Source organism: Ralstonia nicotianae (genome assembly GCF_018243235.1).
In the GTDB taxonomy this organism is placed as follows: domain Bacteria; phylum Pseudomonadota; class Gammaproteobacteria; order Burkholderiales; family Burkholderiaceae; genus Ralstonia; species Ralstonia nicotianae.
Map to the genome: position 1 here is coordinate 274645 of NZ_CP046675.1, position 14737 is coordinate 289381.

Below are 14737 nucleotides of genomic sequence, written 5' to 3' on the forward strand. Positions count from 1 at the left end.
GAATAGGGCCGGAGAACCATCACTGCTCGGGCAATGGTTTTGCGCCGCCTCTTCATAGACTGCAGATGTGCCGGTCAGACACGCATCGGCGCCACGGTAGAGCGGGAGGAAATCATGTCAGCCACAGCCACCTGGATCGTCATTCTGACCTGCGCCTATATGGAATACAGCACATGGCACGGGCGCCAAATCTATCGCCGCACGGTCGGCTACGAGAACGTCGTGTGGTGCTGAGCGCGGCCGGTCAGCGCCTGGACGATTCCGCTGCCAATCTCAGGATCAAATCGCCATGTGCAGAATGACTCTCCAGCAGTGCGCGGCTTTCCGCCAGCGCAAATTCGCTGAATTCGAACCCAGGCGCGACGGTGCAGCCCACGAGCGTGTAGCCGTGCGCACCGGCGACGCGTTCCGCCGCAAACCAGCGGCCCGCCGGCACCATCGCCTGGTACGTCGACCGCTCGTCCTCGACCGCGTGTCCAAGGCGGTGTGTCGTGACAGCCCCGCCGTCCTCGAGCACGTACACGTTGAGCGGGTCCCCAGCATGGAAATGCCACAGCTCATCCGACCGGATGCGGTGCCAGGCGGAATACGCATCCTCGGCGAGCAGGTAGTAGATGGCGGTGCAGGCCGTGCGCTCGACGGCCGGGACGCCCCGATGGATGCGTTCCTCGCTGCGATAGGTCTCGCGATAGAAGCCGCCTTCCGGGTGCGGCTCCAGGCCGAGGCGGTCGATCAGGCGCTGCGCGGCGGGCACGATGGGCATGGCGGGCTCAGGTCGGAGTGGCCGGATGGGTCGGAGTGCGACGGAACGGAAAACGCTGCTGATTGACGAAGCCGTCAGGCATGTAGTCGCCCACCACGCCGTACTTTTCAGGGAAAGCCTTTTTCGATTTCACCGCCGTGCCGAACAGGTAATCGATGAAGGCGAAATGCGCCGCGTAGTTCTTGTCGATGGCCTCGTCTTCCGACGAGTGATGCCAGTGGTGGAAGTCCGGCGTCACGAAGATGTACTTCAGCGGCCCCCACGGCAGGTGCACGTTGGCGTGATTGAACACCGCCTGGAAGCCCACGATGATGATGTAGGTGTCCACCACCGACTTGTCGAATCCCAGCACGAACAGCGGCCCCAGCACCGCCACCCGCGTCACGATCAGCTCCAGGATGTGCTGGCGCGAGCCGGCCAGCCAGTCCATCGTCTTGACGCTGTGGTGCACGGCATGGAAGCGCCACAGGAACGGCACCTCGTGATACGCGCGGTGCGTGACGTATTCCATCAGGTCCGCCACCAGCATGCACAGCAGCAGCTGCGGCACGAACCAGATCTGTTGCACCATCTGCTGGAACCCGGCGTTGACCATCCACCCGAACACGCGGTGGATCAGGAAGTTCACCACCAGCAGCACCAGCCCCACGATGAAGTGGTTGACCGCGAAGTGCACCATGTCGGTCTGCCATTCGGGGCGGAACACCGGCTGCTTCTTGTAGAGCGGGAACAGCTTCTCCAGCAGCACGAAGATCACGGTCGAGCCGAGCAGGTCGAGGATGAACCAGTCGAGCCCGATGTACGGCGTGTGATCCGGAAAATTGCCCACCTGCACGCGCGAGCCGCCCAGCGCCACGGCCGCCAGCACGAACGCGAAGGCCAGGGCGTTCAGCCGCCGGCGGTTGTCCAGCACGATATTGGCCAGCGCCAGGCCGCCTGACACCAGCAGCGAGAAGAACAGGATCTGCCGCATCACGTCCACCGAGTACGCATGGCGCAGCTCCGGCGTTGTCAGGTACTGCGGAAAGTGGAACGCCATCACCCCCAGCAGGCACAGGAAGCCCAGCACCAGCGCCAGGATGGTGGCGATCAGGCCGTTGCCGAACACCAGGTTGCCGCTGCTGTTGAGCAGCTGGTTGGCGTCGCGCACGGTGGCGTCGGCCACGCGGAGGAGGGCGGGTTGGTGCTCCTGTCCGGTCGGTTCAGGCGGTGTCGTGGAGGGTTGAGGTTGTTGAGTCATGGGGCGGCCCCGTTCCTGTTGTTTTTGATTTTGAAGATGGCCTGCTGCGCGGCCCGGGCGAGCCGGACGCCCGGCGCCTGCAGTCGCGGCTTCGTTGCATGGTCGCGAAAGGCAGCATGTTAGCCCCATCGCCGCCCTTCTTTGTGAACGGATGGAAATCTTTCCGGGGGCGCCGGCGTTTTTCTGGTGATCCTGCGCCAGCCGACCTCGCGGCGGGCCGGCCGCGACAGCCGGCCGCCCTGCCGTTCAACCGCCCGCTTCGCAAGGAAAAGCAATCTTTCGCACCGGATTTGAGGATTCGTTGAGGTTGGATATATCGTCTTCGCCGCTTTGTTGTTGATTATGTTGTTGATTATGTTTTGGGCGGGACTTTGATTTTATTGTGGGCGGGAAAATTATATTTTGTTTATCTGATAATGATTTTGAAATGAAAGCCCCCATGACGGTGTCCGTCCGATTCATCAAAAGAAAGGCAGGTGCTGACGCTGCAAGGATTCGAACATCCATCGGCAGCGCGTTGCCAGCCCGCACCCGGCCAGCCCCTGGGCCGGAATACCAACCACAACCAAAGGCAATACGAACACGCAATGCGCCCGATTATTTCCACGCCAGCCGGCACGTCTTCCCTGGCGATCCCCGACACGCCCGGTGCCGGCGAAGCCCAACGCGCCGATCCTTTCCAACCGGCCAGCCGGCCGCGCTCGCGCCACCCGCAATTCGAGCGATTGCCGTCGCCGCCCGTTCGCACGCGCTCACAGGAGTTGCGCGCCGCGCGCTTGCGGCGCTGCGCCTCCGACGTTTCGGCCACGCCCGAGGCGCGGCCGCGGCTGGTCGTGGTGTCCAACCGCCTGATCGATCCGCAGAGGCCCGCCGCCGGCGGGCTCGCCGTCGCGCTGGGCGACATGATGCGCGACACCGACGGACTATGGTTCGGCTGGAGCGGCAAGACGGTCGACGAACCCGACACGGCCTGCGTGCGGACCGAGCCGTTCGGGCGCACGACGCTGGCCCAGGTCGATCTCGGCCGGACCGATTACGAGGGCTACTACGCGGGGTTCTCGAATTCGGTGCTCTGGCCCATCTTCCACGAGCGGGTGAAATGGGCGGATTTGAATCCGGCGTACTTCAAGGCGTACGAGGCCGTGAACCGGATACTTGCGTCCCATCTGCGGCCCATGCTCAGGGACAGCGACATCCTGTGGGTCCACGACTACCATCTCATCCCGTTCGCGCAGGCGCTGCGCGCGCTCGGCTGCACGCAGCGCATGGGTTTCTTCAACCATATTCCGCTGCCTTCGCCCGACGTCATCCGGCGCATTCCGCAGCATCGGCAACTGATGCGGGCCCTGGCGTCGTACGACCTGGTCGGCATGCAGAGCCCCCGGGATGTGCTCAACCTCCAGCGGTACTGGGACGCGGAGAACATCGCCGCGCAGTCCGAGCGCCGCCATGACCGCGTCCACGCCTTCCCGATCGGCATCGATGTCGAAAGCCTGCGCGCGCTGGTGCCGAGCCCCGCGTCCCAGGCCGTCATCGATGAAGTCCGCGGTGCGGCCGGCAGGTGCGTGCTGATGATCGGCGTCGATCGGCTGGATTACAGCAAGGGCATCCCGACGCGCCTGAAAGCGTTTCGCCAATTGCTGCAGACGCATGCCCGCATGCGCAGCAAGGTCACGCTGGTCCAGATCGCCGCGCCGACGCGGCAAAGCATTCCCGCCTACGCCAGGCTGCGCGACAAGACCGAGCAGCTGGTGCGGGAGATCAACCGCCGGTTCGGCACCGGCGACTGGACGCCGGTGATGTATTTCAGCGAGTCGGTGGACCGCACCGCCTTGCCGCAGCTGTACCGGATGAGCCGGGTCGGCGTGGTCACGCCCGTTGCGGACGGCATGAACCTCGTCGCCAAGGAATACGTCGCCGCGCAGGCCGCCAGGGACCCCGGCGTCCTGGTGCTGTCCAGGGGCGCGGGCGCCGCTTCGCAACTGCGCGACGCGCTGCTGGTTCCCTCGAAAAACCGGGCCGCCACCGCCGATGCCTACGCGCAGGCCCTGTCCATGCCGCTCGAAGAGCGCAAGGCGCGGCATGCCGGCCTGATGCGCAATATCGAGACCGAAGACCTGCGGTGGTGGCGCGACAACTACCTGAAGGCGCTGGCCTGCGCGCCGTGGCCCGCTGGCCCCGAGGGCGCCGAAGACACTCGCCCGGACGCCGGGGGCGCATCCGTGTCCGGCGCGTCCGATGGGGGTCTCACGCAGGCGTAGCCGGCCGTGCCCGCGCGTCGCATCCGGCCGCGCGGCTGGCCGTGCCGGATCGTGATCGGAGGCTTGGCAAGCCATGGATTGACACGCCGTCTTTCCAACGAAACCGCCTGAATCCGCACGAAAGGTACGAATCTCTCCTGGAGACCGAAGAGGAACGTCTACGACCTCACATCAGCCGGCCGCGTAATACCCCAATGGGCACAGCAAAACCACGGCGCAACCCAAAACCGCTATCGATATGAGAAAACCGCATATCACAAATTTCCACTGCGCCGGCGGATGACGTTCGTTTATGCGAGCACATTTTCGGTACGGGCAGGAATCGTTGCATGCTGCAACCGCACACTACGTCCACCAACGAATGCAAAGCGCATGGCGCGAAGGCGAAGGCCTTCATTGTTTTCGCATCGGCAGTTCCGAATCCAGGACGTAGCGACCACCATGATCCCGAAAACACTCCCCACCCATACGGCCCCGATCTCCGCGCCGGATGGATCGCCGCCCGAGGCCGGCGAGCAGGCTTCGCCCCGCCGCAGCAGCGATGTGCAGGCGCCACGGACCGCCAGCCCCGACCTGCGGATCCTGGCCGATAAAGGCCACGGCGGCCGCGTCGGTCGCTCGCTGTCCGACATCGGTGCGCAAAGCATGCTCCGCCGCCATGCCACGTTGCCGCGCAGCGCTTCGCAGGGAGGCATGGCGCCCATGTCGGTGCCGGATGTACCGGATGTACCGGACGTGGCTGCGTCCGGCGTGTCCTTGTCCGGCGGCGTGGGCAGCGCGGACAGTACGGGCCGCGTGGCGCAGGGCCCGGCGCCCACCGGTAGCGCCCGGCGGTCGGAACTGCTGGGCGATTATCAGGCGGCCATCCACCGGCCGCTGGACCTTCAGCGCGCGCTCACGGCCATCCAGCTGCGTAGCGCGGCCGAGATCTATTGCGAGAAAAAAAACAACCTGGCGCGGTTCACGCCAAGGTTGCCGCGCCTGCCGGCCAGCGAGCGGCACTTTCAGGCTCTGCTCGACAAGCCGGTCGACGATCTGATCGTCGACGTGCAAGCGCACCCGCACCGCTACAGCCGCACTCAGTTGACCGACCTCGCGCAGCACCACTTGCTTGCCGCGCTGAATATCGACGTCAAGCAATACCGCGAGGGTATCCACAAGGCGGCCCTGTACGAGGGCCTGCACAGCGTGGCCGGCCGCGTCGTGAGCGCAGTCGCCAGCGGCATCAGCATCGGGGTGTCGGAGCTCCCCGGCGTGAAGCACGCGACGTCGGCCGTGGTGAAGGGGATCAAGAAGGGGGTCAAGATCCTGTCGCACGAACTGCCGCCGAACGTCATCAACCCCGCCCTGACCGGCAGCCTGCGCTCGATCACCGACGTCAAGGAGGCGTTCAAGCGCGTCGGCGGGCTGCCCGTGGTCGCGCCGCAGATCGACAGGAGCGACGACATGGGCCGCATCGTGCAATCGGCGAAGGAAAAGCGCGGGCAGCTCGATGAGGCCATCCGCCATTTCAGGCTCGCCCACCGCACCGACCCGCAGGCGCTGGGGCGCCTGGTGGACGCCTTCCTGGCGCTGCACAACGTCGCCGATCGCCAGTATCGCCGCCGCATCGGCCTGAACCGCACGCAGACCTACAGCAAGGGCTGGGGCATGGCGGTCAACGGCGTGGCGGCCACGGGCGCGGTCGTCACGGCAACGGTTCCGGTGGTCGGGCAGATCGCCGGGCCGGCGATCATCGGTGCCACCATCCCGCTGCAATGGGGGGCGGGCTACCTCGACGAGCGGCGCTCCAAGCACCGGTACAACCTGCGCGCCAACACCAAGTGGGGGGATTTCCTCAAGGAGGACGCGGCGCGCATCCATTTCATAGACCTGAAGCCGAAACATGTGTCCGAGCCCGCGCTGCGGCGTTCGTTCATGACGCAGCCCGAGGTACAGATCGCGGCCATCCGGGAGGTCTATGAGGATGGGCTCGGCGAACTGATGCGCCAGCACGCCGAGCTTGGGAACAAGATCGCTGAGCAGGAGAACAAGATCGACGCGCAGCGGCGTACGGGCAGGCCCGCGCGCGCACTCGTGCCGCAGCGCGAGCAACTGCGGGAGCTGGAGCAACGGCGGGGGGATCTGGAGCATCGGATCAACGAGGCGAAGCAGCATGCCGGCCATTTCGAGTCGTTCGACATCGAGCGCTGGCACAGCATCCCCGCAGACAGCCTGATCGGGCGGTGCCTGGACGACCTGAACCAGCTCGAAAAGGCCAACCGCCATGCACGCCTTCGCAAACCGGGCGAGGGCGCGCAGATCGTGCAGCGCTACGTCCAGGCATTCCACGGCGGCCTATCGACCGGGACGGCCTTGCCGATCGTCGACGCGATCACCTCCATCGATGCGTTCTACACGCACGATGCGCAGGGCAACACCGGCGCGTTGCAGCCGGCACCGGAGGTGGCCGCGGTAGGCGCCGGCGTGGTGGGCGGCACGGTCTTCACCGCGGCCACGGGCGAGGTCCGCATGAGCAAGGCCTACAACAAGAAGCTGATGTCGGAACTGCGGGTCAGCAGCGAAACCTATGCGGCGCACGAGGACCAATGGGTCTTCCGCGCCGACAACCGCAGCGTCGACCTGCGCACCACGGCTGGCTATCGCCAGCACGTCCATTCCAAGCGGGACGAACTGGCACTGGTCGGCCAGGCCCTGAAGCACGGCCTGACCAGTGGGCCGGTTGGCTTGAAGAACCTGCTCCTTGCCAAGGGGGAGCTGCGCCACGCCAGGGCGAGCCTGCGCTCCGCGCTCAATGCCCTGGTCGAGGCGCGCCTGCCGCGCACGGAGACGGCAGGCAAGCGTGCGCCCACGATCTCGGCTATGAAAGATGCGCTCTACGATTACCCGGCGGTGCGGCAGCATTTGGGCGTTGATGCTGAGGCGGTGGGGTGAGCGGTGTTCATGCTGTGCACTGGCGCGGGGAATAAGTGCTGCGCCCATGTGCCTGGGCATTTCATGGTTCAGTGCGCCGCGTTATCCGTGTCGGGCCAGTCGCTGATTTGTACATTCCGCTCGGAATCCGACCAGCGCGATAGGGCACGGCTACAGCTTCGGCTCGCCCTGATCGGCATCCCATTGCCAGATGGTGCTGCCGTAGTCGGAGGTGACGATTGGCATCACGTCGCCTTGCTGGAAGTGCCGGCGTGAATTGGCGGCAGCAGGCGTGAACCACCAGCCGCTGCGCGGGCAGGCATCGCCGCCAGGCGCGCGTCCGGACGGGCGATGGCGGCTTTGGGGAAGAAGGTCGGCGAGGCCATCGGCGACGGTGGCGCCCTCCACGCGGCGCACGCGGGTCCAGAGTGCGGGAGCCTTCGAGATGTACTGTTGGCCGTTGAAGCCAACTTTGGCCATTGGAGCTTCCAGGCCCGCAATCAGGAACTGGGCGGCGGAGTCGTCAAGGTTGGGGAGATAGATGCCAGATTCGGTGACCACTTCATCGGTGTGGATCTGAAGTTGCGGGTCGAGTTCGTAGCATGGCCAGGCGGCCGGCGCATCCAGTGGGCCTCGAGCGTCAGCGTTGTAGCCAGTGGACAAGCGCTTCGTCAACCACCCAGCCTCGGCGGTATTGTCGATATTGAACGCATACTGATTGGCTCGGTACAGCAACTCCTCATAGCGAAATGCAGCATCCGACTGCACTTCGTCGAGCCAGTCTGAGGAGAAATCTCTCTGACCTCTCACGCCGCCAGTCACGCCGACGGCCAGCAGTGCGCTGTAGTCGTGATGCGTCAACCGGATGAAGCAGTCGTCAAGGTGCAGGGCCGTCTGGCGGAAATTCGGCAGTACGCGCTGCCCCCAAGCTATGTCCGGCTGTAGGGGCAAGGGACGGCTGCGATAGTCGGCGGGCAGCTTTGCCATGAAGCGGGCCAAGCAGTCCTCCACGTGATCGACCATGGCTTGCCAAGCATCGCGCATCGCGCCGAAGTACTCGACAGAGGTGTAGCGTTCGAGCAGGTAGATTTCCTGCGGATAAAGCGGCGCGCTCATTGGGTGCCTCTCATCGCGTCATTGGGCGGCAGATTTTTTGGATTCACGTTGTTCGTCAGCTTGGGCAGCCGGCTGTGCTCCGGGTTTCTCCACAAAGAGCCAAGTGGTATCGACGGCCTCTGTGACTGGCGAGCCGGTGGCGATGGCCTCATATTCGGCGGCCATTTCTTCGTCGAACCCGGCGAAGGGATTGTTTAGCTCAAGGCCCTTGATCCGATACGCTGGCTGCATGGGCTGCCCTTCGACGCAAAATGCAAGGCTGAAGTCGTTCGCGCCGTCCAGCCATTGCTTGGGAACCCATACGCCAGTGCGTGGACAAGGGGCGCCAGGGTTCACCTTTTCCTCTGCATCAATAGGATGCAGCGGAAAGGGTACCGGCGGAGACATGATTCCGTACTCTTTCGCATATTGGATCGCCTCGGCAGAGTTACCTGCATGGCTGTCATCCCGATCGAGGTAGATGCGTTGCTCTCCATTCGATGGGCGATCCAGCCATAGTCTTCCTTTGGTCTGATTGTTGCGTAACGTAGTACTCCCCGTGCCACACGCGTAGCTCAGCCGCCGAAATGTTTGGTCCCACTGCTCGCGCTGTTCCTCGCTCATCCAACCCAACGGCTGCTCGACGAGGCCACGGAAATCCGTCGCTGGAGCGTTCAGGTAGTCGATCATCGGCATGTAATCGCCGCCGTTCTTGATGAGCCCGATGCCCCGGCGAATGTTTTCAGCGTGCGTCAGATAGCGGGATACCCAATAGTCGAGCCGTGCGGCGCAGTGCAGTGCGTGGCCGGTAATGAGTTGGTTGTACAACTCGGCGAACTCTTCGCAAAGGCGGGCGCACAGTTCGTAGTAGGGGATCGAGGTGGTCTGGTACCGGAACCACGCATCTTGATCCAGATTGCGTGGCACATCGTAGGGCTTCAGGTTGGGCTCCTGCGAGGCTTGTTGTTCGATACGGCATCGGGTTTGTTGTCCAATGCCTTCAAAGCTTTGGATCGGATTGATCGCTATCCCATTGCCATATTGTCGAGCCGTAGTCCGAGATAACCTCCGGCATTGGTGTTCCCTGTTGGAAGTAACGGCGGGAGCCTGATTTGGCAGGCGTTATCCAGTAGCCGCTCTTTGGGCACGCTTGCCCTGCTTCACAGCGCAGAGGTAAATGATCCGCAGGCGCCGCGTGAGCAGCAGGCTGTAATACGAAATACCACGTTGTATCTACAGCCGTTGTTTCGAGCGGAGTGATCAACCGCTCTTCCGCATCGTCATCGTCGGGCATCGGGAAGTCTGCCCAAATATCGTATGGCTTACCCCAATGCATTTGATATGCAGGTTGCATCGGCTGTCCTTGGACACAGAATGCAAGGCTGAAGTCATTCGCACCATCCAGCCATTGCTTGGGCACCCATACGCCAGTGCGTGGACAGACGGAACCGGGATGCGCTTTTTGCGCAGCATCAATAGGATGTTTCGGAAAGGTGATTGGTGGGGACAGCAGTCCATGTTCTTTCGCATGGCGGATTGCATCGGCAGTGTCCCCCGGATCGCTATCGTCTCGTTCGAGATAGACTCGATCTCCACCAATGGATGCCCGATTTAGCCAATGCCTGCCTTTCGTCAGGTTGTTGCGCAATACGGGGGTCCCTGTGCCACACGCATAGCTCAGTCGCTGGAAGGAGTGGTCCCACTGTTCGCGCTGTTCCTCGCTCATCCAACCCAACGGCTGCTCGACGAGGCCACGGAAATCCGTCGCTGGAGCGTTCAGGTAGTCGATCATCGGCATGTAGTCGCCGCCATGCTTGATGAACCCGATGCCGCGCCGGATGTTCTCAGCATGCGTCAGGTAGCGGGAGACCCAATAGTCGAGCCGTGCGGCGCCGTGCAGTCCATGGCCGGTAATGAATCGGTTGTACAACTCCGCGAACTCTTCGCACAGGCGGGCGCACAGTTCGTAGTAGGGAATCGAAGTGGTCTGGTACAGGAACCACGCATCTTGATCCAGATTGCGTGGCACATCGTAGGGCTTCAGGTTGGCCGTGCTCATTGAATGTCGTCGGGTAAAGAGAGGAGGATGTTCTTGGCTTCCTGTTGGTCCCAATCCGCAAAGCCCCAGCCGGTCTCGAATGGGCCTTTGACATGAGAATCCGCTGCTTTGTCACGCAGCACAGTTTGCACCTTACGGCCGGTTACATCCTCCCACTCGACACGAGTGTCGGGCTGCCCATTCCGCCCAGGTAGAGGTTGTCCAGTCTCAGCATTGATGCGGGGTTTAGTGGGGGCAAGCTTGTCTTGGGCGGGAAAAAATACAATCTGATCGGTGCCGCCCGTCAGGTGATAAGGCGTACCGTCCAGTGCTTGCGACGCCGCCGGACCTTTCCACGCAGCCAGAGTCTCACCAGCCGGGACCTCATAAACGACGTATTGCCCGTTCTGATTCCATTCGGGTTTGACAGCTAGTTTCTCTCGCCACTCCGCACGATTTTTCAGGCTGTGAAAGGTTTTCTCGTCAACCCAAAAAATGCCTCCAGCTGCGTTTGTGGGGTCCACTATTCGGTAAAGCTTGGTAGGGCCTTTGATTAACGCAGGTCCAAGTTTGTCACGCTCAAATGTTTGAATCACATCTAGGGAGAGCGAGGGCGGGGCTGGCTGGTTTGCATTACGCAATTTCGTGATTTTCACGTTGAGCTCCGCCTGGATAACCTCGGCCTGCCTTGGGGTTGGCGCTGGGTGGGGGAATTCCTTGCCCAACCGCACCCACTTGGGCGGATGCTTGTTCATCAACTGAGCAGCCCCTTGCTGACTCATCGGCGCAATCCACCCCTTATTGTGCGTCTGCGTGAACGCAATCCACGCGTGGTCGTCCAGCCGTTTGGCTGTCACGCGGAGAATCGTGCGGATCGGCGCCGTGAATTGTTCCAGCTTGGAGGCAATGGACTGTTTGTTCTTGCCGAGGAAGTCCAGGAAGTCATTGAGCTTCTCCCGCGTTGATGCGGGGACGATATGTTTCAGGCGTCCAAGAAGCGTTTCGATCTTGTCGGCAGCCTCCAGGAACTGAGCTTTCAGTCTTGAGCCGTTCACCGTGTCGGCAAGCTCGTTTAACTTCTTGGAGCAGAACTTGAAGATGTCGGGCACGCCTTCCTTTGTTGCCCACTTGACGACTTTCGAGTTGCTGAGGAACTCGGCAATCTTGGGCAGTGCGGCGTCGAGGGCCCGGTTTGTGGCCTGCCCGAGTTTGGTCGCATCCAGTAGATCTTCGGTGCGTTTGAGGTACTTCCGGATATAGACGAAAGCGATCTTGACCACGCCCTTGACCACGGAGCCGATTTCCGGGAAGAAGCCGACAACGGTCAGCGCGATGAAGAACAGCACCAGCTTGTTGTTCGGATCCTTGCGGTACGCACGGATGTTGGCGCACAGGTCGCGGATATCGCAGATCGTGTCAACGATCGGAATCAATGAAATCACCATGTCCGCAGCGATTTGCCCGGCGGATCGATCGTCATTGAAGTCACCCTGAATGGCTTCCCAGAGCCACAGCCCTACACCTTTGTCTTCCGGCTTGGCTTGGCCGTGAACGATGGCCCATGCTTCTTCGGTCTGCTGTTGGCTGCTCATACGGTGGTGATGTTCGTCTTGTCCGAACTCGGTTTTGCTTCTTCTTCGCGGATGAGGGGCTCGGTGGCGGCAAGGAGGTCATCCAGCGTAGGGCGAGCCACGTCCTTGGCTGCAGGATTGTTCTTGTATGTCAGCGTAGCCTCGCCCCATGGCACGGCTTCTTCGCGTTGTTCCGCTGAGCCGTTCAGCCGTCCTGTCCGCTTGGTTCCGTCGGCGAATGCAAGCTCGTATTGGATATTGCGCATTGGCTGCCCCTCGTAACCAAGCAGGCTCATGGCGATCCAATTCGGTTGATTGGCAGAGGAGGGCAACCCAGGCAACTCCGCCGGTTGTCCTCCCGGCCCGATGAGCGGATGCCCCGCCCCCTTCACACTCAGCTTGATCGTCTCGAACGTAATCGCGCTGCCCTCCATCCGGATCACCGAATCCCCGCCACGCAGCACGATGTTGCGCTGCGCCAGGATCTCGATCGACTCGGTGGAGGAAATCACGGTGACGGCCTGGTCCGCCAGCACCGCCAGCGCATCGGTATGCGCCTGGATCGAGACCGGCCCGCCCTCGGCGATGGCGCGCAGGCCGTTGCGTTGCGCGAACAGGCTCACGCCCCGGGCCGCGGCGGCTGCCACCACGTTGCCGGCGGCCAGGTGCCAGTCGCCCTGCGCCGTGCCGTGCAGGTGCCTACCCGCGTAGACCGTGGTGGTGGCCTGCGAGGCCAGGGCGATGCTGGCGGGCGATTCGGTCACCAGCAGCGGCTGGGCGAACTTGTCGACCGGTGCCCGGTTCGGCTGGACCGCGTCCTGGCCGTTGACGCTGCTCGGGTAGTGCCCGTCCTGGGCGGGGTCGATGGCCTGCGTGAGCGGGTCGAAGGCCGCGTTGGCCGACAGCGGCAGCGCCTGCTGGCTGGCCGCCGCGTCGGACAGGCGCTGAGCCGTGCGCTGTGCCGCCGTGAGTTGGCCGCGCGCCTCGTGCATATCGAGCAGCGTGCCGCCGGCCTGCGCTCGCGCGGTGGTCGAGAGCAGCAGGCCGCCGCCAGCGCGCACCACTGCCCACGCATCGGTGCGCAGTTCGGCGCCGGTGCCGCGCCAGTCGCCGCGCTCGCCGCCGGTCGGGCCGTGCGAGACCACGTAGCCGAGGTTGAGCTGGCTGCCGGCGGTGGAGCTGGCCAGCCGCATGCGCAGCTGCGCGGGGTGATCGTCGACCACCCACTGGTTGTAGCCGTCGCCGCCCAGGCTCGGCGAGTGCCAGCCCGACAGCGCCTGCCCGAGCGGCGCGTCGGCGGCGGGCCAGGGCAGCGCGTCCTGCTCGTTGTGCAGCTGCATGGTGACCAGCGGCCGGTCGATGTCGCCGTCGACGAAGGTCAGCAGCGCCTGGGTGCCGGCGCGCGGCAGGTGGTGCGCGCCCCAGTTCGGGCCGGCCGAGGCGGTGGCCACGCGCACCCAGGCGGTGACCTGCGAGCGGTCGCTGCCGGCCGGTTCGGCGAAGGCGTTGAGCGCCGGCGCGCGCAGCCACGGGAAGCGGATGCGCACGCGGTGGTCACGGTCGGTGGTGAGCGGGGCGCCGTCGTCGGCGATCACCGTGGCGGCCTGGCCTTCGGGGGCGGTGGGGCGGTGGCGGTACGGGGGCACGATCGGCGCCTCGGCCGGCACGGCGACGAAGCGGTTGCGGTAGCGGCCCGATTCGATGTCGGTGGTGCCGAGCAGCCGGGCGAGGTCGGCGCCGAGGTTGTTGGCCGCCTCGTGCTCGACCGACAGGGTGACGAATGGGCTGTGGCGGGTGTCGAAGTGTTGGGTGAGCGTGAAGCGCTGGCCGGGGCCGAGCTGGCGTACGCTGCCCTGGCCGAGGTAGCGCAGGTAGGCGCCCTCGTGGGCTTGCATGCGCAGGCGCGCGGCGCGGCCGGCGCCCTGGGCATCGGCAAAGCGATAGGGGCCGGCGGCCTCGAACGCTTCGAGCGCGGGCAGTTCGCCGCCGGGGTCGCTGGCGCTGGCCTGGGCGGCGGTGGCGGCCAGGGCCTTGTAGTTCCACGAGGAGACGGTCACGGCGTTGGTGCCGACCGTGCGCATCTGCGAGAAGCGCTCGATGGCGTCCTCGCGCTCGGTGGCGTCGACGCGGTGGAAGCGGATGTCGGGCTGCGCGCAGGCGGGGCGTTCGGCGTCGTTGTCGAAGATGACGACGCAGTGGCGCGATTGCGCGTTGCCGTCGCGCCGCGCGTCGCCCTGCTCGTGCTCGATGCGCAGCGACAGGCCTTCCTCGGCCAGCAGGCGCATCACGAAGTCGTAGTCGGTCTCGCGGTACTGGCAGCAGATCGAGCGCTTGGCGCACGGCTGGCTGACGGCAAGCTTGTAGTGGGCGACGGGGTAATCGGCGAAGAGGTCTTCGATGATCTCCAGCGCTGTCTTGTCCTGGTAGACGAAGCAGTCGCGGCGGGTGTGCAGGCGGTCGAGCCAGGGCCCGATGCGCAGGCGGTAGCGCGCCAGCCCGCCGTTGCCGCCGAGGGCCGCGCAGTCGGTCACGTAGCCGTGCCAGGCGCGGCGGCTGCCGTCGGCGAGCATCAGGCGCAGCGTGGCCTCCTGCGAAGCCAACTGGGCGGTATCCAGGTTGGCCAGGGGGCTCAGGCAATCGACCTGCAGCACGCACGATGCCGACACCGCCTCGCGCGCCGTGAAGCGTTCCACCACCAGGTTGTCGGAGGTCAGCGCCGTCTCCAGCGTGATCTGGCGGGTCTGCTGCCCGAGCAGCGCGCCCAGGACGGCTTGCGGCACGGCGGCCGGCAGGGGGAACGGTGACTTCATCGGAACGGCGTCGCGCAATCTTTGGGCGGTTCAGCGGGTGGTGCGA

The 14737-nt window shown here is 64.3% G+C and carries 10 protein-coding genes; 2 read left to right on the forward strand and 8 right to left on the reverse strand.

Annotation, left to right across the window (positions count from 1 at the left end; genetic code table 11):
- Window positions 1-244: 244 nt before the first annotated feature.
- The 3 genes from GO999_RS17700 to GO999_RS17710 all read right to left on the reverse strand — a co-directional run bounded on the left by GO999_RS17700 (window position 245) and on the right by GO999_RS17710 (window position 2510).
- A complete protein-coding gene (locus GO999_RS17700; protein WP_016724847.1) occupies window positions 245-763 on the reverse strand; it encodes a cupin domain-containing protein in 519 nt (172 codons plus the stop codon).
- A gap of 7 nt (window positions 764-770) precedes the next feature.
- Entirely contained in the window at window positions 771-2003 is a 1233-nt protein-coding gene (locus GO999_RS17705) for a sterol desaturase family protein (protein ID WP_023470060.1), read from the reverse strand.
- Between the two features lie 246 nt (window positions 2004-2249).
- On the reverse strand, window positions 2250-2510 hold the full coding sequence (locus GO999_RS17710) for a hypothetical protein (protein ID WP_139274267.1): 261 nt from the start codon (window positions 2508-2510) through the stop codon (window positions 2250-2252).
- A gap of 80 nt (window positions 2511-2590) precedes the next feature.
- Here GO999_RS17710 and otsA point away from each other — a divergent pair, with 80 nt between their 5' ends.
- Together otsA and GO999_RS17720 are read left to right on the forward strand one after the other, a co-directional pair.
- On the forward strand, window positions 2591-4264 hold the full coding sequence (gene otsA, locus GO999_RS17715) for an alpha,alpha-trehalose-phosphate synthase (UDP-forming) (RefSeq protein ID WP_019719423.1): 1674 nt from the start codon (window positions 2591-2593) through the stop codon (window positions 4262-4264).
- Between the two features lie 441 nt (window positions 4265-4705).
- Window positions 4706-7198 (forward strand): hypothetical protein, encoded by a 2493-nt coding sequence (locus GO999_RS17720; RefSeq protein WP_071615267.1) that lies wholly within the window; start codon window positions 4706-4708, stop codon window positions 7196-7198.
- A 150-nt stretch (window positions 7199-7348) separates the two neighbouring features.
- On the opposite strand, the gene GO999_RS17725 is transcribed toward GO999_RS17720, so the two are convergent.
- The 5 genes from GO999_RS17725 to tssI all read right to left on the reverse strand — a co-directional run bounded on the left by GO999_RS17725 (window position 7349) and on the right by tssI (window position 14691).
- Window positions 7349-8293, reverse strand: coding sequence for a hypothetical protein (locus GO999_RS17725; protein ID WP_118872638.1), 945 nt, complete (start codon window positions 8291-8293; stop codon window positions 7349-7351).
- 18 nt (window positions 8294-8311) lie between these two features.
- A complete protein-coding gene (locus tag GO999_RS17730) occupies window positions 8312-9199 on the reverse strand; it encodes a hypothetical protein (protein WP_205570663.1) in 888 nt (295 codons plus the stop codon).
- 73 nt (window positions 9200-9272) lie between these two features.
- Window positions 9273-10331 carry a hypothetical protein gene (locus GO999_RS17735; RefSeq protein WP_211907047.1) on the reverse strand — a complete coding sequence of 353 codons (1059 nt, stop codon included), beginning with the start codon at window positions 10329-10331 and terminating at the stop codon, window positions 9273-9275.
- Window positions 10328-11902 carry a hypothetical protein gene (locus tag GO999_RS17740; protein ID WP_211907048.1) on the reverse strand — a complete coding sequence of 525 codons (1575 nt, stop codon included), beginning with the start codon at window positions 11900-11902 and terminating at the stop codon, window positions 10328-10330. The genes GO999_RS17735 and GO999_RS17740 overlap by 4 nt, the downstream gene beginning before the upstream one ends.
- The gene (gene tssI / locus GO999_RS17745) at window positions 11899-14691 is read right to left on the reverse strand and encodes a type VI secretion system Vgr family protein (RefSeq protein WP_211907049.1); all 2793 of its coding nucleotides are present in this window, start codon (window positions 14689-14691) and stop codon (window positions 11899-11901) included. The genes GO999_RS17740 and tssI overlap by 4 nt, the downstream gene beginning before the upstream one ends.
- Window positions 14692-14737: the final 46 nt, after the last annotated feature.